The organism is Streptomyces sp. NPDC052701, assembly GCF_040678355.1.
Lineage (GTDB): Bacteria > Actinomycetota > Actinomycetes > Streptomycetales > Streptomycetaceae > Streptomyces.
The window spans coordinates 128,865-152,254 of the sequence record NZ_JBFATO010000009.1; the positions used below are offsets into that span (position 1 = coordinate 128,865).

At 70.8% G+C, this 23,390-nt stretch carries 16 protein-coding genes; 10 read left to right on the forward strand and 6 right to left on the reverse strand.

Features of this window, described 5'->3' with window-relative positions:
• Positions 1 to 18: 18 nt before the first annotated feature.
• Complete coding sequence (locus AB0L29_RS13590) at positions 19 to 3,816, reverse strand: GH92 family glycosyl hydrolase (protein WP_365826565.1); 3,798 nt, start codon at positions 3,814 to 3,816, stop codon at positions 19 to 21.
• A 418-nt stretch (positions 3,817 to 4,234) separates the two neighbouring features.
• Here AB0L29_RS13590 and ngcE point away from each other — a divergent pair, with 418 nt between their 5' ends.
• The 9 genes from ngcE (at position 4,235) to AB0L29_RS13635 (ending at position 16,586) form a co-directional block, all read left to right on the forward strand.
• Positions 4,235 to 5,704, forward strand: a complete 1,470-nt coding sequence (gene ngcE, locus AB0L29_RS13595; protein ID WP_365826567.1) for an N-acetylglucosamine/diacetylchitobiose ABC transporter substrate-binding protein — start codon at positions 4,235 to 4,237, stop codon at positions 5,702 to 5,704.
• A 16-nt stretch (positions 5,705 to 5,720) separates the two neighbouring features.
• A complete protein-coding gene (locus tag AB0L29_RS13600) occupies positions 5,721 to 6,647 on the forward strand; it encodes a sugar ABC transporter permease (RefSeq protein WP_365826569.1) in 927 nt (308 codons plus the stop codon).
• A gap of 5 nt (positions 6,648 to 6,652) precedes the next feature.
• Complete coding sequence (locus AB0L29_RS13605; protein WP_365826571.1) at positions 6,653 to 7,576, forward strand: carbohydrate ABC transporter permease; 924 nt, start codon at positions 6,653 to 6,655, stop codon at positions 7,574 to 7,576.
• 498 nt (positions 7,577 to 8,074) lie between these two features.
• Entirely contained in the window at positions 8,075 to 9,274 is a 1,200-nt protein-coding gene (locus AB0L29_RS13610) for an ROK family transcriptional regulator (protein ID WP_365826573.1), read from the forward strand.
• Positions 9,275 to 9,407: 133 nt separating this feature from the next.
• Positions 9,408 to 10,511 (forward strand): substrate-binding domain-containing protein, encoded by a 1,104-nt coding sequence (locus AB0L29_RS13615; protein ID WP_365826705.1) that lies wholly within the window; start codon positions 9,408 to 9,410, stop codon positions 10,509 to 10,511.
• 192 nt (positions 10,512 to 10,703) lie between these two features.
• Positions 10,704 to 11,498 (forward strand): ATP-binding cassette domain-containing protein, encoded by a 795-nt coding sequence (locus AB0L29_RS13620; RefSeq protein ID WP_365826575.1) that lies wholly within the window; start codon positions 10,704 to 10,706, stop codon positions 11,496 to 11,498.
• Positions 11,495 to 12,790: a sugar ABC transporter permease gene (locus tag AB0L29_RS13625; RefSeq protein ID WP_365826577.1), complete on the forward strand. Its 1,296-nt coding sequence runs from the start codon at positions 11,495 to 11,497 to the stop codon at positions 12,788 to 12,790. Before AB0L29_RS13620 ends, AB0L29_RS13625 begins: the two co-directional genes overlap by 4 nt.
• 194 nt (positions 12,791 to 12,984) lie before the next feature.
• Complete coding sequence (dxs, locus tag AB0L29_RS13630) at positions 12,985 to 14,916, forward strand: 1-deoxy-D-xylulose-5-phosphate synthase (RefSeq protein ID WP_365826579.1); 1,932 nt, start codon at positions 12,985 to 12,987, stop codon at positions 14,914 to 14,916.
• A gap of 146 nt (positions 14,917 to 15,062) precedes the next feature.
• On the forward strand, positions 15,063 to 16,586 hold the full coding sequence (locus tag AB0L29_RS13635; RefSeq protein WP_365826581.1) for an amino acid permease: 1,524 nt from the start codon (positions 15,063 to 15,065) through the stop codon (positions 16,584 to 16,586).
• A 286-nt stretch (positions 16,587 to 16,872) separates the two neighbouring features.
• On the opposite strand, the gene AB0L29_RS13640 is transcribed toward AB0L29_RS13635, so the two are convergent.
• Positions 16,873 to 17,244, reverse strand: coding sequence for an NTP pyrophosphohydrolase (locus AB0L29_RS13640; protein ID WP_365826583.1), 372 nt, complete (start codon positions 17,242 to 17,244; stop codon positions 16,873 to 16,875).
• Between the two features lie 85 nt (positions 17,245 to 17,329).
• Here AB0L29_RS13640 and AB0L29_RS13645 point away from each other — a divergent pair, with 85 nt between their 5' ends.
• Positions 17,330 to 18,343 (forward strand): hypothetical protein, encoded by a 1,014-nt coding sequence (locus AB0L29_RS13645; RefSeq protein ID WP_365826585.1) that lies wholly within the window; start codon positions 17,330 to 17,332, stop codon positions 18,341 to 18,343.
• Positions 18,344 to 18,785: 442 nt separating this feature from the next.
• Here AB0L29_RS13645 and AB0L29_RS13650 read toward each other — a convergent pair whose 3' ends face one another.
• From AB0L29_RS13650 to AB0L29_RS13665, 4 genes are all read right to left on the reverse strand, one after another.
• Positions 18,786 to 20,312 (reverse strand): HAMP domain-containing sensor histidine kinase, encoded by a 1,527-nt coding sequence (locus AB0L29_RS13650; protein WP_365826587.1) that lies wholly within the window; start codon positions 20,310 to 20,312, stop codon positions 18,786 to 18,788.
• Positions 20,309 to 21,028, reverse strand: a complete 720-nt coding sequence (locus AB0L29_RS13655; RefSeq protein WP_365826589.1) for a response regulator transcription factor — start codon at positions 21,026 to 21,028, stop codon at positions 20,309 to 20,311. Before AB0L29_RS13655 ends, AB0L29_RS13650 begins: the two co-directional genes overlap by 4 nt.
• Positions 21,029 to 21,255: 227 nt before the next feature.
• Positions 21,256 to 22,134 carry an ABC transporter permease gene (locus tag AB0L29_RS13660; protein WP_365826591.1) on the reverse strand — a complete coding sequence of 293 codons (879 nt, stop codon included), beginning with the start codon at positions 22,132 to 22,134 and terminating at the stop codon, positions 21,256 to 21,258.
• Complete coding sequence (locus AB0L29_RS13665) at positions 22,131 to 23,045, reverse strand: ATP-binding cassette domain-containing protein (RefSeq protein WP_365826707.1); 915 nt, start codon at positions 23,043 to 23,045, stop codon at positions 22,131 to 22,133. Before AB0L29_RS13665 ends, AB0L29_RS13660 begins: the two co-directional genes overlap by 4 nt.
• Between the last annotated feature and the right edge of the window lie 345 nt (positions 23,046 to 23,390).

Here is a 23,390-nt window from a genome sequence, read left to right on the forward strand (position 1 = left end):
GTCCCCCAACTCGGCGGTTCAGGAGAGCAGTTCGACCTCCGCCACGGTCGCCTCGGCGTCCAGGACCAGGCGGTACCTCTCGTACGTACCCGGGGATCCCACGGAGAACGCGCGGGTCTGCCGGTCCCAGGCGAAGGACTGGCCCGAGCGCCGGTCCAGGGTCTTCCAGGAGGTCCCGTCCGAGGAGCCCTGCAGCGTCCAGCCGGCCGGTGCCTTCGCCCGGTCGGAGGACGTCAGGGTGTACTGCACGGCCTCGGTGCGCCCGTCGACCGGCAGGTCCACGGTGGTCACGGCCGCGCTCGTGGCGGACGTGTCGTCGAACAGGGCGCCGTCCCCCTCCAGGACGTCCGCGCGCGGAGCAGGCACCTCGTCGTCCCGGGTGATGGAGACGGGCGCCGCGTCCTTGCCGGTGCCCCAGGCCGACGGGCGCGGGCCCATGTCGAACTCCAGGACGCCGCCGCGGGCGATCAGCGAGTGGGGCAGGGACGTCTTCGACCAGGTGCGGCCGTTGACCTTCAGCCCTTGCACGTACACGTTGCGCGCGCTGTTGTCCGGCGCCTTCACCACCAGCTCGCGGCCGTTCTCCAGGTGCACGGTCGCCTTCTCGAAGAGCGGGGAGCCGATGGCGTACTCGCCGCTGCCCATCACCAGCGGGTAGAAGCCCAGCGCGGAGAACAGGTACCAGGCCGACTGCTCGCCGTTGTCCTCGTCGCCGTGGTAGCCCTGCCCGATCTCGCTGCCGACGTACAGCCGGGAGAGCACCTCGCGGACCTTCTGCTGCGCCTTCCAGGGCTGCCCGGCCGCGTCGTACATGTAGATCGCGTGGTGGGCGACCTGGTTGGAGTGCCCGTACATGCCCATCCGCACGTCCCGCGCCTCGGTCATCTCGTGGATGACACCGCCGTAGGAGCCGACGAACTCCGGGGAGGCCGTCTCGGGCGTGGAGAAGTACGCGTCGAGCTTCTGGGCGAGGCCCTTCCTGCCGCCGTAGAGGTTGGCCAGGCCGCGGCTGTCCTGCGGGGCGGTGAAGGCGTAGCCCCAGCCGTTGGTCTCGGTGTAGTCGTGGCCCCACACCCGCGGGTCGTACTTGGACGACTCCACGCGCCAGTCGCCCTGGGCGTCGCGGCCCTGGAAGAAACCGGCCTCGGTGTCGAAGAGGTTCACGTAGTCCCGGGCGCGGTCGAGGAAGTACTCCGACTCCTCCCGGTAGCGCTTCTCGCCGGTCTCCTCGTACAGCTTGCGGCCCATCCGCGCGATGCCGTAGTCGTTGAGGTAGCCCTCCAGCGCCCACGACAGGCCCTCGTGCGTCTCGGTGCTCGTGTAGCCGAGGAACGGCGAGGTCGCCATGCCCTTGCGGCCCACGCCCGATGCCGGGGGCACGACGGTGGCGTTCTTCACGGCCGCGTCGTACGCCGCCTTCGCGTCGAAGTCGACGCCCTTGACGTACGCGTCCGCGAATGCCACGTCCGAGGAGGTGCCCGTCATCAGGTCGGCGTACCCGGGGGAGGACCAGCGCGAGGTCCAGCCGCCGTCCTTGTACTGCTGCACGAACCCGTCCACCAGCTCGCCGGCCCGGGTGGGCGTCAGCAGCGAGTACGCGGGCCAGGTCGTGCGGTAGGTGTCCCAGAAGCCGTTGTTCACGTACACCTTGCCGTCCACGATCTTGGCGCCGGTGTGCGTCGGCGTGTCGGGGCCGGGCATGGGGGAGAAGGGCGAGGCGTAGCGGTGCTTGCCGCCGACCTTCTCGAAGCCGGAGTTGGGGTACAGGTACAGCCGGTACAGGCTGGAGTACAGCGTCGTCAGCTGGTCCGGTGTGGCGCCCTCCACCTCGACCTTGCCGAGCAGCCGGTCCCACTGCCGCTGGGCGCGGTTCTCGACCGTCTCGAAGGAGGTGCCGTCGGGGATCTCCTGGCGGAGGTTGTCCTCGGCCTGGTCGACGCTGATCAGGGAGGTCGCCAGGCGCAGGGTCACCGTGCGGTCCTCGCCCGCGTCGAAGCGCAGATGGCCCTTGACGCCGCTGGAGGAGCCCTCGACGACCGGCTTGTCGAACACGCCGTACACGAAGAGCCGGGTCGCGCCCGCCGACAGCCCGGACTTCACGTCCGAGTAGCCGGTGACGACGCCCTTCTCCCGGTCGAGCGTCAGCCCGGCCTGGTCGGTGACGTTGTCGAACAGCACGCTCGCGTCGTCGCCCGGGTAGGTGAAGCGCAGCACCGCCGCGTGGTCCGTGGGCGCCATCTCGGCCTTCAGCCCGTTCTCGAAGCGGACCCCGTAGTAGTACGGCCGGGCGGTCTCGTTCTCGTGCCGGAACGCCAGTTCCCGGGCCTCACGGCCGGTGTCCGGGGTGCCCGGCGCGGCCGACGGCATCACCTGGAAGGTCTGCCGGTCACCCATCCAGGGGCTCGGCTCGTGGCTCGCGCTGAACGCCTGGATCGTGGGCAGGTTGTCCGCGTTGTTCCCGCGGGAGTAGTCGTACAGCCAGCTCAGCGAGCCCGCGTTGGTCACGGGCGTCCAGAAGTTGAAGCCGTGCGGCACGGCGGTGGCGGGGAAGTTGTTGCCGCGCGAGAAGCCGCCGCTGGAGTTCGTGCCGCGGGTGGTGACCGCGTAGTCCGACAGGTGCGCCTTGGGCTTCTCGGGCGCCACGGACCGGATCGTCACGTCGTCCAGCCAGCCGCGGAACTTCGCCGGGCCCTTGGGGGAGTCGTACGCGACGAGGATCCGGTCGACGGTCCTGCCGGCCGCGACCGACCCGATCCGGGAGAGGACGTTGTTCCACTGGTTGACGTAGAGCACCTTGGACGCCCCCTGCCCCTGCGGGGTCAGCGGGAAGCCGTGCTGGTCGGTGGCGCCGAGCCGGCTCAGCCGGGTGCCGTCCGTGAAGACCAGGTCGACCGACACGTGGGTGGCGTCGTAGTCCAGGTCGCCGTCCGCCATCGACGGGAAGACGCGGTACGACAGCCGGGTGTTGCGGCCGACGGCCACGTTCACGTCGAAGACCTTGTTGTACGAGTACGCCCGCCCGTCGGCGGTGTGCCGTCCGGCGTAGCGCAGGGCACGCTTTCCGGTGAACCCGGCGCCCGACTTCGCCGTCGGTGAGCCGCTCGGGCCGCGGTCGACCAGGGAGAGCATGTCCTGCGGGACGGGCCCGTCGCCGCCGCCCGTGGAGAACTGCACGTCGGCGAGTTGCAGGACGTCCCCGCCGTTGTTCCCGGAGACCTCCAGGCGGAAGTGCCGGTACTCGGCGGGTTCCGCGATGTCGTACGTCTTCGTCTGGAACCGCTCGGGGAAGGTCTCCCCCGACCGGGTGTCGAGGGTCTTCCAGTCCTTGCCGTCGGCGGAGCCCTTCAGGGTCCAGTCCTTCGGGTCGCGTTCGTCGTGGTCGTTGGCCGACGTCAGAGCGTAACGCACCGCCTTGACCGGCTTGTCCAGGTCGAACTCGGCCCAGCCGGTGGGCTGGAAGACCAGCCACTTGGTGCTCGGCTCGCCGTCGGCCAGGTTCTCCTTGACCTCGCCGGCGCCCGTGTTCTCGCCGTTGGCCCGCACGTCGGTGACGTGGTCGGTGACGTTGCCCGGGATGCCGCTGCTGTAGCCGCCGTCCACCCCCAGGGCCCGCTTGCTGCCGTCCGGGGCCGTGTCGACGGTGTTCAGCCAGTCCGGAGCCGGGTCGTCCGCCTCGAAGGAGGAGGCGAACTCCCGGTCGGCCGCGGGAGCCTCCGGCAGGGCGACCGCCACGCCCTGTGAACCCAGGGCCAAAGCAAAGGCGGTCGCCGCGACGACCGCCGGACCCTGTCTGTGCCGCACCACTCTGCGCTGCATACGCGTGCCCTCCCTGCGCGTCGGACAACGTTGTCACCTTCGATGCGCAGGACCAAGTAGTGGGTCAAGTGGCGATTGATGTCAAGGGTGTTGACTGTGGCCCCCGGGAGCCGAGCAAGGGACTTTCCCGGCAAGCGATACGCAGGCCGCTCATATGCCCGCGAGGTCTCGACTCGGAAAAGACCCGGGGCCGGTCTTGTATTCGATCTTGCTCCGTTGGCGGGAGGTGGACTATACCTGTCGGCGATCCGGGGCATTCTCACAGCATTCGAAGAGCACGTACCGATATCTCGCGCGTTCCGCACGACACACCCCCGCGCACGAGCCGCACGTTCTGCACGACCCAGCTTGACCCGATCGCGGTGCCGGGAAGGATCCGGTTCACCGCCTGAGTCCTGGAGAAGGCGAGGACTTGAGCATGGGATCCACTTCCGCAGGGAGTCACGGCACCGGCGGCAACGGCCCGGCGGGGGCCGGCCGGCGCGATCTGATCAAACGGTCCGCCGCGCTCGGCCTGATGTCCGTACCGGCGGCGGGCTTCCTGTCCGCGTGCGCCAGCGGCGGCGGCGACGGAAACGGGGACAGGGCGAAAGCGGGCGAGAAGACCGCGAAGAACCCGCTCGGGGTCAACGGGACCGCGGGAATGGAATTCGTCCTCTTCGACGGCGGATTCGGCAGGGAGTACGCCGAGGACGCCGTGAGGATCTACGAGAAGAACTTCCCCGGGGCGAAGGTGAAGTTCTCCGCCACCCAGAAGATCCAGTCCACCCTCCAGCCGCGCTTCAACCAGGGCGATCCGCCCGACCTCATCGACAACTCCGGCGCCGAGCAGATGGACATGGGCGTCCTGGTCGGCAAGAACCAGCTCTCCGACCTCACCCCGCTGCTGGACGCCCCCTCCTACGACGACCCGGACAAGAAGGTCCGCGACACACTGCGCCCCGGCATCGTGGAGATGGGCCGGTTCGACGGCGAGAAGGTCTGGATCCTCTACTACGCCTACACGGTCTACGGCGTCTGGTACTCGCGAAAGGCCCTGGACTCGCTCGACGAGCAGTACCCCGAGACCTGGGACCAGATGCTCAGGGTCTGCGAGAAGGCCAGGAAGAAGGGCATGGCGGGCTGGACGTACGCGGGCAAGTACCCGTACTACGTCCCCTTCTCGCTGTACCCGATGATCGGCAAGGTCGGCGGCCGCGAGGTGCTCGACGCCATCGACAACCTGGAGCCGAACGCCTGGAAGCACCCGGCGGTCAAGGCGTGCTTCGACGCCTACTACGAGCTCTACAGGAAGGGCTACGTCCTCAAGGGCACCCCCGGCCTGGACCACATCCAGTCGCAGACCGCCTGGGCCCAGGGCAAGGCCCTGTTCCTCCCGAACGGCTCCTGGGTGGAGAACGAGTCGGCCAGCGTCATCCCGCGCGACTTCGACCTGGCCGTCTCCGCGCCCACCGGACTGGACTCCTCCGACAAAATGCCCTTCGGCACCATCTGGGCCTCCGGCGGCGAGCCCTTCGTCGTCCCGGCCGGGGCGAAGAACGCCGAGGGCGCCATGGAGCAGCTGCGCATCATGCTCAGCGAGGCGTCCTCGAAGAACTTCACCCGCAAGGTGAAGTCCCTGACCGCCTATGACGGCGGCACCGACGGCCTCACGCTCACCCCCGGTCTGGAATCCGGTGTCGCGGCGCTGGAGAAGGCCGGTGACAACGTGGTGAACCCGCGGCTCCAGGACTGGTACGTACAGCTGCAGAAGGAGAAGATCGGTGTCTCCGGCATCGGCGAGATGATGGCCGGCCGCCTCACCCCGGCCGAGGCGGTCAAGAAGATCCAGCGATTCGCCGACGAGACCGCGAAGGATTCCTCCATCAAGCACTACAAGCACCAGTGACGGCACCGGAGTGGCGATGCAGCACGGCAAGTACCGGTTCATCGTGGGATTCCTGGCGCTGCCCCTGGGGCTGTACGCGCTCTTCGTGGTCTGGCCGTTCGTGCAGTCCATCTACTACTCGTTCACGGACTGGACCGGCCTGAGCCCCGAATTCGAGATGGTCGGGTTCGGCAATTACCGCCGGATGCTCGACGACACGATCTTCTGGAAATCGCTGCAGCACAGTCTGCTGTTCGCGCTCCTGCTGCCGCTGGTGACGATCGGCCTGGCGCTGTTCTTCGCCTTCATGATCAATGTGGGCGGGCGCAGGAGGAGGGGCGGCCCGGTCGTCTCCGGCGTCCGCGGCTCCTCCTTCTACAAGATCGTGTACTTCTTCCCGCAGGTGCTGTCCATCGCCATCGTCGCGCTGCTGTTCACCTTCGCCTACAACCCGGAGAGCGGCGCGATCAACTCCGTGCTGCGCGCCATCGGGCTCGACGGCGTCCAGCCGCTCTGGCTGGGGGACCCGGACCTGGCCCTGTGGGCCGTGATGGCGGTGCTCGTGTGGTCCACGGTCGGCTTCTTCGTGGTCCTCTTCTCCGCCGGGATGGCCTCCATCCCGGCGGAGCTGTACGAGGCCGCCCTGCTGGACGGGGCGGGCCGCGCCACCACCTTCTTCCGGGTCACCCTGCCGCTGCTGTGGGACACCGTGCAGTCCGGCTGGGTCTACATGGGCATCCTGGCCCTGGGCGCCGAGTCGTTCGCGGTCGTGCAGATCATGACGACCGGGCCCGGCGGCCCCGACTACTCGACCACCGTCATGGTCCTGTACGTGTACCAGAAGGCGTTCCGTGACGGGCAGGCCGCCTACGCCACCACCATCGGCGTCGCCCTGCTCGTCGTGACGCTGGCCTTCGCCGCGGCCGTGATGCGGCTGGGGCGGCGCGAGCGGCTGGAGTACTGATCCCGATGAAGACGACCGAGACCTCCGCTCCCGTACCGGCCGAATCCGGTGCGCACGTCACCAAGACCGGCCCCCGGGCCGCCCCGCCCCCCGGGAAGAAGAAGGAGGGCACGGTCCTCAACGCCTTCTCCCACGGCATCCTGGTCCTGTGGGCCTTCATGGTGGTCATGCCACTGCTGTGGGCGGTGATGACGTCCTTCAAGGACGACCGGTCCATCTTCTCCTCGCCCTGGTCGCTGCCGGACGAGCTGCACCTCGACAACTGGTCGCGGGCCTGGACCGAGGCCAACATGAGCGACTACTTCCTCAACACCGTCCTGGTGGTGGCGGGCTCCCTCGCCGGCACGCTGGTGCTGGGCTCCATGGCGGCCTACGTGCTGGCCCGCTTCGACTTCCCGGGCAACCGCTTCGTCTACTACCTGTTCATCGGCGGCATGAGCTTCCCGGTCATGCTGGCCCTGGTCCCGCTGTTCTACGTCGTGAACAACATGGGCCTGCTGAACAGCATCCACGGCCTGATCCTGGTGTACATCGCCTACTCGCTGCCGTTCACGGTGTTCTTCCTGACCGCGTTCTTCCGCACCCTGCCCACCTCGGTGGCGGAGGCGGCCTTCGTCGACGGCGCCTCGCACAGCCGGACGTTCTTCCAGATCATGCTGCCGATGGCCAGGCCCGGCCTGATCAGCGTGGGCATCTTCAACTTCCTGGGCCAGTGGAACCAGTACATGCTGCCCACGGTCCTCAACACCGAACCGGACCAGCGCGTGCTGACCCAGGGCCTGGTGCAGCTCGCCGTCAGCCAGGGCTACAAGGGCGACTGGTCCGGCCTCTTCGCCGGCCTGGTGATGGCCATGCTGCCGGTGCTCGCCGCGTACATCGTCTTCCAGCGGCAGGTCGTCCAGGGCCTGACGGCGGGCGCGCTGAAGTAGCGGCCGGCGGCCGCTCCGGCGCGCGCGACCGCCGCCGCGGCCCGTGCCGGCCGCCCGTCGGCGGCCCGCGCGAGAGGCCGTGGCGCACACCCGGGCGGCGTGACCGCGGCCACCACGCCCTGCGCTCCGTCCGTCCGCCGCCCGGGTGCGGGGACCGCGCTCCGGGCGCGCCGCACGAGTCGCTCCTCACCCGTTCGCACGAACGGGCCCGGATCCCGCGCCCGTCCCGCCAGGCCGGTGAAACCCCTGCTCACCCCGCGCCGCGCGGCGGGGGAGCCGGCGGGGTCCGGCCCTTGGCGACCGGGGTCCGCGTAGCGCTGCGCGACCGTCCGCGCACACGCCGCTCCCGCCGCCGGGGGCGGCGGGAGCGCGCGGGGGCACGGACGTGGAAACAGTTCAACCTCTTGACGGGAGGCAACCCGAACAGCTCAGCTTAGAGTTCACTAGTTGGACATGGACGGGGCCTCATCGAAGCGGTCCCGCGCGCAGGAGGTCGTCGTGGAGACTCCGGGGTCGCAGTCGTCGCTGCACCGAGCCAACCTGGAGCGGGTCGTACGTGCCGTCCGCCTGGCGGGTTCCCTCACCCAGGCCGAGATCGCGAGGACGACGGGCCTGTCCGCGGCCACGGTCTCCAACATCGTCCGGGAGCTCAAGGAGGGCGGAACGGTCGAGGTCACGCCGACCTCGGCGGGGGGCCGCCGGGCCCGCAGCGTGTCGCTGAGCGGGGACGCCGGCATCGTCATCGGCGTGGACTTCGGCCACGCGCATCTGCGGGTCGCGATCGGGAACCTCGCCCACCAGGTGCTCGCCGAGGAGTCCGAGCCGCTGGACGTCGACGCCTCCTCCGCCCAGGGCTTCGACCGGGCGGAACAGCTGGTCAACCGGCTGATCGAGGCGACCGGCGTGGATCGCGCCAAGATCGCCGGCGTGGGGCTCGGCGTGCCCGGCCCGATCGACGTGGAGTCCGGAACACTGGGCTCGACCGCCATCCTGCCCGGCTGGACCGGCACCAAGCCCGCCGAGGAGCTGCGGGGGCGGCTCGGCGTGCCGGTGCACGTGGACAACGACGCCAACCTCGGCGCCCTGGGCGAGATGGTCTGGGGCGGCGGCCGGGGCGTGCGCGACCTGGCGTACATCAAGGTCGCCAGCGGTGTCGGCGCGGGGCTGGTGATCGACGGGAAGATCTACCGCGGCCCGGGGGGCACGGCGGGTGAAATAGGGCATATTACACTTGACGAGTCCGGTCCCGTCTGCCGCTGCGGCAATCGAGGCTGTCTGGAGACCTTCGCGGCGGCGCGCTACGTGCTCCCGCTCCTCCAGTCCAGTCACGGCACCGACCTCACGATGGAGGGTGTCGTACGGCTGGCGCGGGAGGGCGACCCGGGCTGCCGTCGGGTGATCGCCGACGTCGGCCGCCACATCGGCAGTGGAGTGGCCAATTTGTGCAACCTGCTGAACCCGAGCCGGGTCGTCCTGGGCGGTGATCTCGCCGAGGCCGGCGAGCTGGTGCTCGGGCCGATCCGGGAGTCCGTCGGCCGCTATGCGATCCCCAGTGCGGCACGTCAGCTCTCCGTTCTCCCCGGGGCGCTCGGTGGCCGCGCGGAAGTGCTGGGAGCACTTGCTCTGGCCCTCAGTGAGATGGGTGATTCAACCCTTTTGGACGGCACGCTCCATGCGGCCACCCCTGCCTTCACTTAGAGAACGGATGGCACCGTTGCCATCTCGTTAAGGATTTACTTCTTGACGTCGTACGTGCGGCCGAGTTGACTTCCAGCCACCTCGGCCGCAACGACGCGGCCTCGTCAGGGAGGTTTCTGAAGTGAACACGCGTATGCGTCGTGCCGCCGTTGCCATCGCCTCGAGCGCGCTGGCCGTCTCGCTGGCCGCCTGTGGCAGCGCCAAGGAGTCCGGCGGCGACGGCGGCGAGGCCACCGGCTCCGCCGCCAAGGGCGACAACATCAAGGTCGGTCTGCTGCTGCCGGAGAACAAGACCGCGCGCTACGAGAAGTTCGACCGCCCGCTGATCGAAGGCAAGATCAAGGAGCTGACGGACAACAAGGCGCAGATCCAGTACAACAACGCCCGCCAGGACGCCAGCCTCCAGGCCCAGCAGGTCGACACGATGATCACCAGCAAGGTGGACGTGCTGATCCTGGACGCGGTCGACGCCAAGGCCATCAAGAACTCCGTGCAGAAGGCCGTCGACGCCGGCATCAAGGTCGTCGCGTACGACCGCCTGGCCGAGGGACCGATCAGCGCCTACACCTCGTTCGACAACGTCGAGGTCGGCCGCACCCAGGGCAAGGCCCTCCTCGAGCAGCTGGGCGACAAGGCCAAGGACAGCCAGATCGTCATGATGAACGGGTCGGTCACCGACCCGAACGCCGCCCAGTTCAAGAAGGGCGCCCACGAGGCCCTCGACGGCAAGGTGAAGATCGGCAAGGAGTACGACACCAAGGAGTGGTCGCCGGACAACGCCAACGCCAACATGGAGGCGGCGATCTCGGCGCTCGGCAAGGGCAAGATCGACGGTGTCTACTCCGCCAACGACGGCATGGCGGGCGGCATCATCACCGCCCTGAAGGCCGCCGGCATCGGTGACATCCCGGTCACCGGCCAGGACGCCGAACTCGCCGCGGTGCAGCGCATCATCGCCGGTGAGCAGTTCATGAGCGTCTACAAGCCGTACGCCCCCGAGGCCGAGGCCGCCGCCGAGATGGCCGTCGCGCTCGCCAAGGGTGAGGACCTGGGCTCCATCGCCAAGGACAAGGTCTCCAGCGACAGCGCCAAGGACGTCCCGTCCGTGCTCGTCCCGGTCACCTCGCTGACCAAGGACAACGTGAAGGACACCGTCATCAAGGACGGCGTCTACACCGCCGCCGAGATCTGCACGGGCAAGTACAAGTCCGCCTGCGACAAGCTCGGCATCAAGTAAGCAGCACCGGTCCCGCTCCGGCCCCGGAATTCGGCCCGAATCCCGGCACCGGAAGTCCGTACGGGACCGACTGCCCACGACTCGTCCGGCGCCCCGCGCCACCACAGCCCCGCAAGCTCTCGCGCGGGGCGTCGGACGGAACGTTCCTCCAACTTTCTGCACTACCTTCCGCCGGGTCAGGCGGCGAAGGAGATGGTTCACGTGTCCGCTACGCCCGTGCTGGCGTTGCGCGGGGTCTCCAAGCGGTTCGGTGCCGTCCAGGCGCTCACCGACGTAGAGCTTGAGGTCCACGCCGGTGAAGTGGTCGCCCTGGTCGGCGACAACGGAGCCGGAAAGTCCACGCTGGTCAAGACGATCGCCGGCGTGCACCCCATCGATGAGGGCGCCATCGAATGGGAAGGCAAGGCCGTCCAGATCAGCCGGCCGCACGACGCCCAGAACCTGGGCATCGCGACCGTCTACCAGGACCTCGCGCTGTGCGACAACATCGATGTCGTCGGCAACCTGTTCCTGGGCCGCGAGATCAAGCGGCGCGGCATCCTCGACGAGGTCGAGATGGAGCGGCGCGCCCGCGACCTGCTCCAGACCCTGTCGATCCGCATCCCCAGCGTGCGCATCCCGATCGCCTCGCTCTCCGGCGGTCAGCGCCAGACCGTGGCCATCGCCCGCTCGATGCTCGGCGAGCCCAAGCTGGTCATCCTCGACGAGCCCACCGCCGCCCTCGGCGTCGAGCAGACCGCCCAGGTCCTCGACCTGGTCGAGCGGCTGCGCGAGCGCGGCCACGCCGTCATCCTCATCAGCCACAACATGGCCGACGTGAAGGCCGTGGCGGACAAGGTCGCCGTGCTGCGGCTGGGCCGCAACAACGGTGTCTTCGAGGTCAAGACGACCTCGCAGGAAGAGATCATCGCCGCCATCACCGGCGCGACCGACAACGCCGTGACCCGCCGTGCGTCGCGCACCACGAACGGGGAGGTATCCAAGTGAGCATCGAGAAGACCTCCTCGGCGCCGCAGGACGAGCACGCCGTCGGCAACCCCGAGGCCGCCGCGGCCGCGGTGACCGCGGTCGACCCCCGCCTGCTGGTCCGCGAACAGGGCCTGGGGGGCTACCTCACCGAGTTCAAGCGCAAGATGAAGGCCGGTGAGCTCGGGTCCCTCCCGGTCATCCTCGGCCTGGTCATCATCTGCGTCATCTTCCAGAGCCTGAACTCGGCGTTCCTGTCCGCGCAGAACATCAGTGACATCACCGTCACGATGGTCGGCACCGGCATGATCTCCGTCGGCATCGTGTTCGTGCTGCTGCTCGGCGAGATCGACCTCTCGGTCGGCTCCGTCAGCGGCGCGGCCAGCGCCATCGCGGCCGTCCTCGCCGTGAACCAGGGCTGGAACGAGTGGGTGGCGGTGCTGTTCGCCGTCGTCGCCGGCGCGGCCATCGGCGCGCTGCACGGCTTCTTCTTCGCGGTGCTGGGCGCCCCCGCCTTCGCCGTGACCCTGGCCGGCCTGCTGTTCTGGCTCGGCTTCATGCTCAAGATCCTGGGCGAGAACGGCACGATCAACCTCGACAGCGACGGCCTCATCGGCCAGCTGACGACGTACTTCTTCACGGACGTCGCCGCCGCCTACGGCCTCGCCGCGGTCGTCGTCGCGGTGTTCTTCGCGAGCTCGTTCCTCGGCAACCGGCGCCGCGAGGCCGCGGGCATCCCGTCCCGGCCGCTCAGCGACCTGCTGCTGCGCACCGGACTGCTCGCGGTGGTCTCCTTCGCCGCGGCCTTCATGTACAACCAGTACAAGGGCCTGCCCCTGGCCACGGTGATCTTCCTGGCCTTCCTGGTGGCCACCGACTTCGTGCTGCGGCGCACCGCGTACGGCCGGAAGATCTTCGCGCTCGGCGGCAGCGTCGAGGCCTCCCGGCGTGCCGGTATCAACGTCACGGCGGTGCGGATCTCGGTCTTCGCCATCTCGGGCGGCTTCGCCGCGATCGGCGGCCTCTTCCTGGCCTCCAAGATCGCCTCGGCCAACCAGAGCGCCGGTACCGGTGACCTGCTGATGAACGCGATCGCCGCGGCCGTGATCGGCGGCACCTCGCTCTTCGGCGGCCGGGGCCGCACCTGGAACGCCCTGCTGGGTGTCCTGGTGATCGTCTCCATCCAGTACGGCCTCCAGCTGGAGTCCATCGCCGAGCCGGTGAAGTACATGATCACCGCGGCGGTGCTGCTGACCACGGTCGTGATCGACTCGGTCACCCGCAAGACGCAGAAGACGGCGGGCCGCGCCTAGCCGCACCCGCCCCGACTCCTGTGCCCGGCACCGACGGTGGTGCCGGGCACAGCCGTGCCATGGTGCGGACGCGGGATGGGTAAAGCCCACCGCGTGACGTACGACGCACCGCCCCGACACGTTCCGGCGGGGCGGAACATTAGACTCGACAAGCCCGGCGACAGCTCGAACAGCTCTACTGCAAGGAGGCACGGGTGCCGTTGCTGACCCGCATCAGGGGACCGCGCGATCTGGACCGGCTCAGCCTGGAGGAGCTGGACCAGCTGGCCGAGGAGATCCGGACCTTCCTCGTCGACGCGGTCTCCAAGACCGGCGGCCACCTCGGCCCCAACCTCGGTGTGGTGGAGCTCACCATCGCCCTGCACCGGGTCTTCGACTCGCCCAAGGACAAGGTCCTCTGGGACACCGGTCACCAGTCCTACGTCCACAAGCTGCTCACCGGCCGGCAGGACTTCTCCCGGCTGAAGATGAAGGGCGGCCTGTCGGGCTACCCCTCGCAGGCCGAGTCCGAGCACGACGTCATCGAGAACTCCCACGCCTCCACGGTCCTCGGCTGGGCCGACGGCCTGGCCAAGGCCAACGAGCTGCTCCGGCGCGACAGCCACGTCGTTGCCGTCATCGGTGACGGCGCGCTGACCGGCGGCATGGCCTGGGAGGCGCTGAACAACATCGCCGACGCCAAGGACCGCCCCCTGGTCATCGTCGTCAACGACAACGAGCGCTCCTACGCCCCCACCATCGGCGGCCTCGCCAACCACCTCGCGACCCTGCGCACCACCGACGGCTACGAGCGCTTCCTGGCCCGCACCAGGGAGGTCCTGGAGCGCACGCCGGTCGTCGGCAAGCCTCTCTACGGCACCCTGCACGGCGCCAAGAAGGGCCTGAAGGACTTCATCGCCCCGCAGGGCCTCTTCGAGGACCTGGGCCTGAAGTACGTCGGCCCGATCGACGGCCACGACATCGAGGCCCTGGAGTCGGCGCTCTCCCGCGCCAAGCGCTTCGGCGGGCCCGTCATCGTGCACTGCCTGACCGAGAAGGGCCGCGGCTACCAGCCCGCCCTCCAGGACGAGGCGGACCGCTTCCACGCCGTCGGCAAGATCCACCCCGACACGGGCCTGCCGATCGCCTCCTCCGGCGCCGACTGGACCTCCGTCTTCGGCGAGGAGATGGTCCGGCTCGGCGAGGAGCGCGAGGACATCGTCGCCATCACCGCCGCCATGCTCCAGCCGGTCGGCCTGGACAAGTTCGCCAAGCGCTTCCCCGAGCGGGTCTACGACGTCGGCATCGCCGAGCAGCACGGCGCCGTCTCCGCGGCGGGCCTGGCCACCGGCGGACTGCACCCGGTCTTCGCCGTGTACGCCACCTTCCTCAACCGCGCCTTCGACCAGGTGCTCATGGACGTCGCCCTGCACAAGTGCGGGGTGACCTTCGTGCTGGACCGGGCCGGCATCACCGGCACCGACGGCGCCTCGCACAACGGCATGTGGGACATGTCGATCCTCCAGGTCGTGCCCGGCCTGCGCCTGGCCGCCCCGCGCGACGCCGACCAGGTCCGCGCCCAGCTGCGCGAGGCCGTCGAGGTGACGGACGCGCCGACCGTGGTCCGCTTCTCCAAGGGCGCCGTCGGCCCCGCCGTGCCGGCCGTCGGACGGGTCGGCGGCATGGACGTGCTGCGCGAGCCCGGCACCGACCGCCCCGACGTGCTGCTGGTCTCGGTCGGCGCGCTCGCGCCGATGTGCCTGGAGGTCGCCGCCCTGCTCGACCGGCAGGGCATCTCCACCACCGTCGTCGACCCGCGCTGGGTCAAGCCCGTCGACGAGGCCATGGCCCCGCTCGCCGAGCAGCACCGCGTGGTCGTCACCGTCGAGGACAACTCCCGCGTCGGCGGTGTCGGCTCGGCGGTCGCGCAGGCCCTGCGCGACGCCGGCGTCGACGTCCCGCTGCGCGACTTCGGCATCCCGCCGCGCTTCCTGGACCACGCCTCGCGCGCCGAGGTGCTGACCGAGATCGGGCTGACCGCGCCCGACATCGCCCGCCAGGTCACCGGGCTGGTCGCCAAGCTGGACGGCCGGTTCGAGCGCGGTGCGGCCGACACCGTCGGCTCCGTGGAGTCCGCGCGCGACTGACGCAAACCAGAAGGTCCGGATGGGCCGGTTTCACTACTCTTTGCAGTGGTGTGACCGGCCCATCCGCGTGAACGCACGCGCGCCGGGGCATACGGCCTACGCCCCCTCTCGATCATGTCGAGGACGACAAGCGTGGGAGGTCCCCCGTGAGCAGCAGCCTCTTCCGGACGAAGAAGGTCGAGCAGTCCATCCTCGATACCGAGGAGCCAGAGCACGCGCTCAAGAAGTCCCTGTCCGCGCTGGACCTGACCGTCTTCGGCGTCGGTGTCATCATCGGCACCGGCATCTTCGTCCTCACCGGTACGGTCGCCAGGAACAACGCCGGACCCGCGGTGGCCCTGGCGTTCGCCGCGGCCGGCGTGGTCTGCGCGCTGGCCGCGCTGTGCTACGCCGAGTTCGCCTCCACGGTGCCGGTCGCCGGGTCCGCGTACACCTTCTCGTACGCCTCCCTCGGCGAGCTGCCCGCCTGGATCATCGGCTGGGACCTGGTCCTGGAGTTCGCGCTCGGCACGGCGGTGGTGGCCGTCGGCTGGTCGGGCTACATCCGCTCACTGCTGGACAACGCGGGCTGGCAGATGCCCGAGGCGCTCACCGGGCCCACCGGCGCCGAGGGCTTCAGCTTCGACATCCTCGCCGCGCTCCTGGTGCTGGCGCTCACCGGCATCCTCGTCCTCGGCATGAAGCTCTCCGCCCGGGTCACCTCGGTCGTCGTCGCCATCAAGGTGACCGTCGTCCTCGTCGTGATCATCGCCGGCGCCTTCTTCGTCAACGGCGCCAACTACGACCCGTTCATCCCCGAGGCGAAGCCCGTGGCGGCGGGCCAGAGCCTGGACTCCCCGCTGATCCAGGTGATCTTCGGCTGGGCGCCGTCCAACTTCGGCGTCATGGGCATCTTCACCGCCGCCTCCGTGGTGTTCTTCGCCTTCATCGGCTTCGACATCGTCGCCACGGCCGCCGAGGAGACCCGCAACCCGCAGCGGGACATGCCGCGCGGCATCCTCGGCTCCCTGTTCATCTGCACGGCGCTGTACGTCGCGGTGTCGATCGTCGTCACCGGCATGCAGAACTACACCCGGCTGTCCGAGGAGGCCCCGCTCGCCGACGCCTTCAAGGCCACCGGCCACCCCTGGTACGCGGGCTTCATCAGCTTCGGCGCCGCGGTCGGCCTGACCACGGTGTGCATGATCCTGCTGCTGGGCCAGACCCGCGTCTTCTTCGCGATGAGCCGCGACGGACTGCTGCCCCGCTTCTTCTCCCGCGTCCACCCCCGGTTCAAGACCCCGCACCGGCCGACCATCCTGCTTGGTGTGATCATCGCGATCGTGGCGGGCTTCACCAGCCTGAGCGAACTGGCCGAGCTGGTGAACATCGGCACGCTGTTCGCCTTCGTGATCGTCGCGATCAGCGTGATCATCCTGCGCAGGACCCGCCCCGACCTGCACCGCGCGTTCCGCACCCCCTGGGTGCCGTTCATCCCGATCCTGTCCGTGGGCGCCTCGCTGTGGCTGATGCTGAACCTGCCGGCCGAGACCTGGATCCGCTTCGCCATCTGGATGGCGATCGGTTTCGTCGTGTACTTCCTGTACGGCCGCGGCCACAGCCGCCTGGCACGCCGTACGGAGACCACCCCCGACGAGGTGGTCGGGCCGCCCGGCGGCGACGTCCGGTAGGCAGCCGCTGCGCCTCCGGCCCCGTGCGCCCCGCTCCTGGGGCACGCGCGGGGCCGGACGCGCGCCGCCGTGCCCGCCGAGCCGCCCGCCCCTTCCCGGCAGAGACCCCAGGCCCGGTCGTCGGACTCCCGCCCGCCCCGCGACGCCCTGCACGCACGCCTGTCGCACCGGGCGCAGACCCGAGTACATCCCCCCCGTACGAGGGCCGGCGCCCGGCCCGCCGAGAGCCCACCCGGCGCCGCGGGGCCCGCCCTCCGGGCGGACGACGGGAGTCCGGCGACAGGTCCTAGCCGCGCACGGCACGCGGCCCCGTCACCTCCGCCCCCAGCTCCCGCACCCGCTCGCGCAGCTCCCGGTCCGCGGTGACCACCAGGACGGGACGGTCACCCGCCCGGGCGACCAGGTCGACCAGGTGGTCGTCGCCGCTGCCGGGGGCCGACTCCACCCGTACGCCGGGGACGGAGTCCACCCCCCGCGCCGCGCCCTCCACCACCAGGACCAGCTCCACGGGGCCGCAGTGCCCCGGCAGCCCCTTCGCCGCCAGCCGGTCCCGCAGCCGCTCCGCGGCCCCCCGCCGGTCCCGCCACCAGCCGTCGGGCACCGACCCGACGACGTTCGCGGCGTCGACGACGACGAGCAGGGCGGTGGTGTCGTTCATGCCGCCAGGGTCCCACGGCCGCCGGCCGGTCCGGTCCGGCAGGGTCGGGCCGCGGTGTGCGCGGGCACCGGCTTAGAGTGATCCGGTGAACGGCGACTGGCTCCTGCGCGGCCGCGACGGCCGCCTCACCGTCTACCTGCCGTCCGGCGACGCCGTCCTGTGCCGCGCCGAGCGCGTCCCCGGGGGGCCCTGGGAGGCGCCCCGCAAGGTCGGCGGCGACCAGAAGCTGCGTCCCGGACTGGCGGTCGGCCAGGGCAGCGACGGCTACGCGCACCTGGTCGCGTGGCGGCCCACCGTGCCCGGCGAGTCGGGCCTCGTGCACTCCACGCACTTCCGGCCGCTGCTCGCGCCCCTGGACTGGATCCCGATCGGCCACCCCGACAAGAAGGGCGACCGGACGGGGATGCCCGCGGTCGCCGTCGACGCCGAGGGCCGGGCCTACGTCTTCGTGCACAACCGCGACAAGGGCGTGCACACCGTCAACCAGAAGGAGCGGGGCGGCTGGAACGGCTGGCACGACCTGAAGGCCCCCGAGGTGCACGAGCACCTCGTCGCCGTCACGGGCGGGTCCGGGCGCGTGGAGCTGTACGCCACCCACCCGCGGGGGGTGCTGCGCTGGATCCAGGAGGAGCCGGGCGCCCGTCCCGTGGCCGCGGACCCGCTGCCGGTGGACGTCGAGCCCGGCACGCTGAGCGCGCTGCCCACCTCCAAGGAGCGCACCACCCTGTTCTTCTCCGGCCCCGACGGCATGCTGTACGCCTGGCGGCCGGGCGGGGAACCGGCGCCCCTGCTCGCCGCGGCGGGCCCGGGTCCCGTGGCGGCCCTGCGCTGTGACATCGACGGCCACGACTGCACGCTGCTCGCCCAGCGCTCGGCCTCGGGGCGGGTCGTCTTCGCGGCCTACCCGACCGAGCGGGAGGCGGCGGGCCTGTGGTGGACCGAGTCCGGGCCGAGCCTGCCGACGGGCACCCGGGTGGCCCTCGCGGAGGACGCCGCCGGGCGGGTCGTCGCCGCCACCCTCACCCCGGACGGCGACCTGCGCCTGACCCGCCGCAAGGACGAGCCGGGACTGGCCCTGGAGGCCTGGCGCGAGGTCTGACGGATCGCCGGGAGCGAGGATCGCCCGTCCCTTCCGGACACCCCGAGTACGACGGCGGCCCGCACCACGGCGCCTGCGGGCACCCGACCGGTCCGAGGACGCGGAGGACCGCCGCCCGGGGCGCCCACGTGACCGCGGACGACGGGCCGGCCGAGAACGCCCTGCTCGTGCGGCGATCACCGAGTCCTTCGCGTCCGAGGCCGTCCCCGGCGTGGTGCCGGGGACGGGGGTATCGGGAACGTCGCTCGCCCTCGCGGGGCGGCTGTGTGCGTGTCGTCGGCCGCATCGGCAATCCCGTGTACTGGAGATCAAGCAGGGCGCCGCGGGCGTGGCGCCCCCTGCGTACAGGTCTCCTGCGTGCGGTGCACCGGGGCCCGGGAAGTCCCGCCGGACACGCCGCAGGACAGGACGGCCTGAGCCGGGGTCCGCGGCGGGGAGCGGTTCAGGAACCGGTGGCGGGACTGTCGGTGTGCAGCGGCAGCAGGATGCGGAAGGTGGCTCCCCGGCCGGGTGCGGTGTCGACGTCGACACGGCCGTGGTGCGCGCTCACCAGGGAGCGGACGATGGACAGGCCGAGGCCGGCACCGCCCATCCGGGTCCGGCCGCGGGCGGAGTCGGCGCGGTAGAAGCGGTCGAAGACGCGGGCGGCCTGTTCGGCGGTCATCCCGGGCCCTTGGTCGCTCAGCTCGAGGACGGCCCGGCCTTCCAGGGTGCCCACACCGATACGGACCGGGGTGCCGGGCGGGGTGTGGGCGATGGCGTTGCCGACGAGGTTGGAGGTCACCTGGCGCAGGCGCGTTTCGTCACCGAGCACCGGGGCGCGGCCGGGCGGGCCGCCACCCGGGCCGGTCAGGGTGACGGGACGCTCGGGGGCCAGAGCACGCAGGTCGTGCAGGGCGTCGGCGGCCAGGGTGCGCAGGTCCATCGGGGTGAGCTGCAGCGGCAGGCGCGCCTCGGCGGCGCCCTCCTCGTCGAGCCGGGCCAGCAGCAGCAGGTCCTCGACGATCCGCACGAGGCGGGCCGCCTCCTGTTCGATGCGGCTCATGGCCCCGTCGACGTCTCCGCGCTCGGGCATGCCGCCCATCCGGTAGAGCTCGGTGAAGCCCTTGATCCCGAACAGCGGGGTGCGCAGTTCGTGGCTGGCGTCCGCGAGGAAGGCACGCATGCGCTCGTTGGTGGCGGCGCGGGCCGCGTCCCCGGCCTCGATCCGGTCGAGCATGCCGTTGAGAGCGGCCGACAGACGTCCCAGCTCAGTGCTGGTGGTGGCCGGCTCCGGTACCCGGCTGGACAGATCGCCGCCGGCGATGGCCGCGGCCGTCGTCTCGATGCGCCGCAGCGGCCGCAGTCCGGCCCGCACGGCGAACCAGGCGATGATGCCCAACAGGGCGAGCACCAGAGAGTCGATCACCAGCATCCACACACCCAGGTGCCGGATCGTCGCGTTGACCGACGCCGGCGAACCGGCCGCCACGACACTGCCGGAAGCGGCTGTGCCCGCTCCCGGCCGGCCGGCGCTCTCCAGCAGCAGGGTGATCACCCGCCAGTCGTCCCCGCCGCCCTGGGCCGGGACCGTGAAGGCGCCTCGTGCCTGCCGCTCCCGGACCGCCGCGCGGTCGAGTACCGGCAGGCGCGGGGCGCTGCCGGTGGCCGGGCGCAGCGTGCGCTGGACGTGGCCGTCGGCGTTCAGGTAGGCGACGTACACGTCACCGACCAGTTCGCCCTCCCCCGAGCCGCGCAGCTGCGGTTCGTCCTGCCCCGGTGCGTCGGCCGGGACCGGCAGGCGCGCCGCCGTCGTGGCAGCCGCGTGCAGCCGGCCGTCCAGCTGGTGCACCAGCTGCCGCTCCAACAGCGTGACCAGCAGGGCGTTGCTGGCGAGCAGGGCGGCGACCACCTGAAGCAAGGTGATGGCCACGACCCGCCCGCGCAATGACAGTCGGCTGATCGGCCCGCGTGCGGAGGCGGCGGTCATGCGCGGGTCCTGCGCAGCACGTAGCCGGTGCCGCGCACCGTGTGGATCAGCTTGGGTTCACCCGCGTCGATCTTGCGGCGCAGGTAGCTGATGTAGGAGGCGACGATGGAGTCGTCCCCGTCGAAGTCGTAGTGCCACACCTGGTCCAGGAGCTGATCCCGGGACAGGACCTGCCCGGCGTTCTCCATCAGTACGCGCAGCAGGCTGAACTCGGTCGGGGACAGCCTCACCGGCTGACCGCCCCGGGTCACCTGATGACTGTCGGGATCCAGTTCCAGGTCGTCCACGACCAGCAGCCCGTCGCTCCGGCGGCCGCTGGTGCGGCGCAGCACGGCCCGGATGCGCAAGACGAGCTCTTCCAGATTGAAGGGCTTGGTGACGTAGTCGTCGCCGCCGGCCCGCAGACCGCTGATCCGGTCCTCGGCCGCGTCCCGCGCGGTCAGGAACAGGATGGGCGGGTGCCCGCCCGTGCCGCTCCCGGCTCCGGCGGGGCGCTCGTGCAGGCGGCGGGCGACCTCGAAGCCGTCGAAGTCGGGCAGCATCACGTCCAGGACGATCAAGTCGGGGCGCTGTTCGCGGACCGCCTCCAGCGCCTGTGCGCCCGTCTCGGCCGGGATCACCTCGAAGCCGGCCAGCTGCAAGCTGGCGGACAGCAGCTCACGCAGCGTCGGCTCGTCCTCCACCACCAGCAGTCTCTGTGCCGCCGTCGTTGTCATGCCGCGCGCCTCCGGCCGCCGATCCCGTGTCTTCACTGTCCCGGCCCGCTGGGGCCTGTCGTCGAACTCCCGCCTGCCCCGCGACGCCCTGCACGCCCTCTCGCCGCACCGGGCGCAGACCCGAGTACACATCCAGTACGAGGGTCCGCGCCCGGCACGCAGGGAGCACGCACCTGACGCCGCGGGTCCCGCCCTCCGGGCGGACGGCGGGAATGTGACGACAGGCCCTAGGCGTCGCGCTTGCGGAAGACGATGAACGCCGCCGCCAGCAAGACCGCCACGCACCCGGCCATCACGCCCAATCCGGCCCAGGGTTCCAGCAGCCCGGGGTCCTGGACACTGGTGATGATCTGCCCGCCGGCGATCGGCGGCCAGTACTTGGACACCCAGTCGCCGATCCCGCCGGGCAGCGCCGGAGCGAACGCCTGCACGATCAGCATGACGCCGAACAGCGTGGTCACGGTAGCCGTCGTGGAGCGGATCACCGTGCCCAGGGCCAGGCCGAAGAGCCCGGCCAGTGCCAGGTACAGGCCGCCGCCGATGATGCCGCGCAGTGCCACGCCGTCGGTGAGCGCCAGGCTCGGAGCGCCTGCCCCGGACAGCGTCGCCTGCCCGACCAGGAAGCCGGCCAGCGACACCACGATCCCGGCCGGGAGCGCCACTCCCACCAGTACCAGGGCCTTGGAGGCCAGCACCCGCGCCCGGTGCGGCACGGACGTGAGGGTCGGGACGATGGTGCGTGCCCCGTACTCGGAGGTGATGACCAGGCCGCCCAGCAGGCCGAGCGCGATCTGCGCGAGCAGATAGCCGCGCATGCTGGTGGCCAGCGGGTCGAACGACGCCCGGTCCGCGGGGCTCATCCCCGCGACCTCGCCGCCGGCGGACGAACCGTTCAACGCGGCCAGCCCGATGGTGCACGCCAGGGTGCCCAGGATCACGAACAGCGTCGACCGCATCGTACGGATCTTGATCCATTCGGCGTGCAGGCTGCGCCAGAAGGCCGCCCCGCCGGCCGTTGCACGGCCCGGGCCCGGCCGGGGCCGCCGCGTGGGCATGCCCCGGCGGGCCGTCGCCGGCCCCGTGGGGAGCTGCGTGGTACGGCTCATCGGCTCGTCTCCTTGTCTGCCTGGTACTCCACCGCATCGCGGGTCAAGTCCATGAACGCCTTCTCCAGGGACACCTGGCGCGGGGTCAGCTCGTGCAGTTCCACGCCCCCGGCCGCTGCCTTCGCTCCGATCGCCGCAGCTTCCAGACCGCTCACCACCAGGGTGTCGGTGTTCTCGGCACGAACGTCCACGGCCTCGGTGAGCAGGCCGCGCAGCATCTCCGCCTGCGGGGTGCGCACCAGGACCTCGCGCTCGGAGTGCGCTTCGATGAAGTCTTTCATCGTCGTGTCAGCGATCAGCTTTCCGCGGCCGATGACGATGAGGTGGTCGGCGGTCAGTTCCATCTCGCTCATCAGGTGGCTGGACATCAGCACCGCGCGACCCTGGGCGGCCATCTTGCGCATCAACGAGCGGATCCACACGATGCCCTCCGGATCCAGCCCGTTGAGCGGCTCGTCGAAGACCAGCACCGGAGGGTCGCCGAGCAGTGCCGCGGCGATGCCCAGCCGCTGGCGCATGCCCAGGGAGAACGTGCCCGTGCGGCGCCGGCCCACCTTCTCCAGCCCGACCTCCGCCAGGACTTCGTCCACACGGCTGCGCGGAATCCCGTTGCCGGCCGCGAGCGCCAGCAGGTGGTGATAGGCGGTGCGGCTGGGCAGAACCGCACCGGGGTCCAGCAGCGCACCGACCGCTTTCAGCGGCGCGGGCTGCGACGCGTACGGCCGCCCGCCCACCGTGGCGGTGCCGGAGCTTGCGGCATCCAGGCCCAGGACCATGCGCAGGGTGGTCGACTTGCCGGCGCCGTTGGGCCCCAGGAAACCGGTCACCTCCCCGGAGCGGACGGCGAAGGTGAGATCATCCACGGCCAGAACCTCGCCGTAGCGTTTCGTCAGGCCACATACCTCGATCACGAGCACTCCAGAGCCGGTGCGGTGCACGCGACCGTCACGCGCACCGCTCCACTGTCGGGCGCCGACGTGTGTCACATCTGGACGAACATCAACGTCTCATGGGAACGCCGAGCCCGTGACCTGGGACGATCCCGAAGTCAGCGTCCGACGGGCCTTGAATTCACATGAAACTCACACGAAGCGGCCCCCGTCTTCCCCCAGTGGTCGCGGCCCGCGCACCGTGCGGATGCCGCGGCACACCGGACAGCGGCCGTCGGCCTTGCTCTCGGGCCGGTCGAACCCGAGGGCCCGGCCCGCCGCGGCCGAGGCGCCGTCCGGGGAACGACGGAGGGCCCCCGCCGACGG

Coding starts and splice junctions, on each gene's coding strand:
- AB0L29_RS13640 (WP_365826583.1), bottom strand. CDS start 17,244: ATGAACGACACCACCGCCCTGCTCGTCGTCGTCGACGCCGCGAACGTC.
- AB0L29_RS13620 (WP_365826575.1), top strand. CDS start 10,704: ATGGTTCACGTGTCCGCTACGCCCGTGCTGGCGTTGCGCGGGGTCTCC.
- AB0L29_RS13655 (WP_365826589.1), bottom strand. CDS start 21,028: ATGACAACGACGGCGGCACAGAGACTGCTGGTGGTGGAGGACGAGCCG.
- AB0L29_RS13660 (WP_365826591.1), bottom strand. CDS start 22,134: ATGAGCCGTACCACGCAGCTCCCCACGGGGCCGGCGACGGCCCGCCGG.
- AB0L29_RS13605 (WP_365826571.1), top strand. CDS start 6,653: ATGAAGACGACCGAGACCTCCGCTCCCGTACCGGCCGAATCCGGTGCG.
- AB0L29_RS13650 (WP_365826587.1), bottom strand. CDS start 20,312: ATGACCGCCGCCTCCGCACGCGGGCCGATCAGCCGACTGTCATTGCGC.
- AB0L29_RS13590 (WP_365826565.1), bottom strand. CDS start 3,816: ATGCAGCGCAGAGTGGTGCGGCACAGACAGGGTCCGGCGGTCGTCGCG.
- ngcE (WP_365826567.1), top strand. CDS start 4,235: ATGGGATCCACTTCCGCAGGGAGTCACGGCACCGGCGGCAACGGCCCG.
- AB0L29_RS13615 (WP_365826705.1), top strand. CDS start 9,408: ATGCGTCGTGCCGCCGTTGCCATCGCCTCGAGCGCGCTGGCCGTCTCG.
- AB0L29_RS13600 (WP_365826569.1), top strand. CDS start 5,721: ATGCAGCACGGCAAGTACCGGTTCATCGTGGGATTCCTGGCGCTGCCC.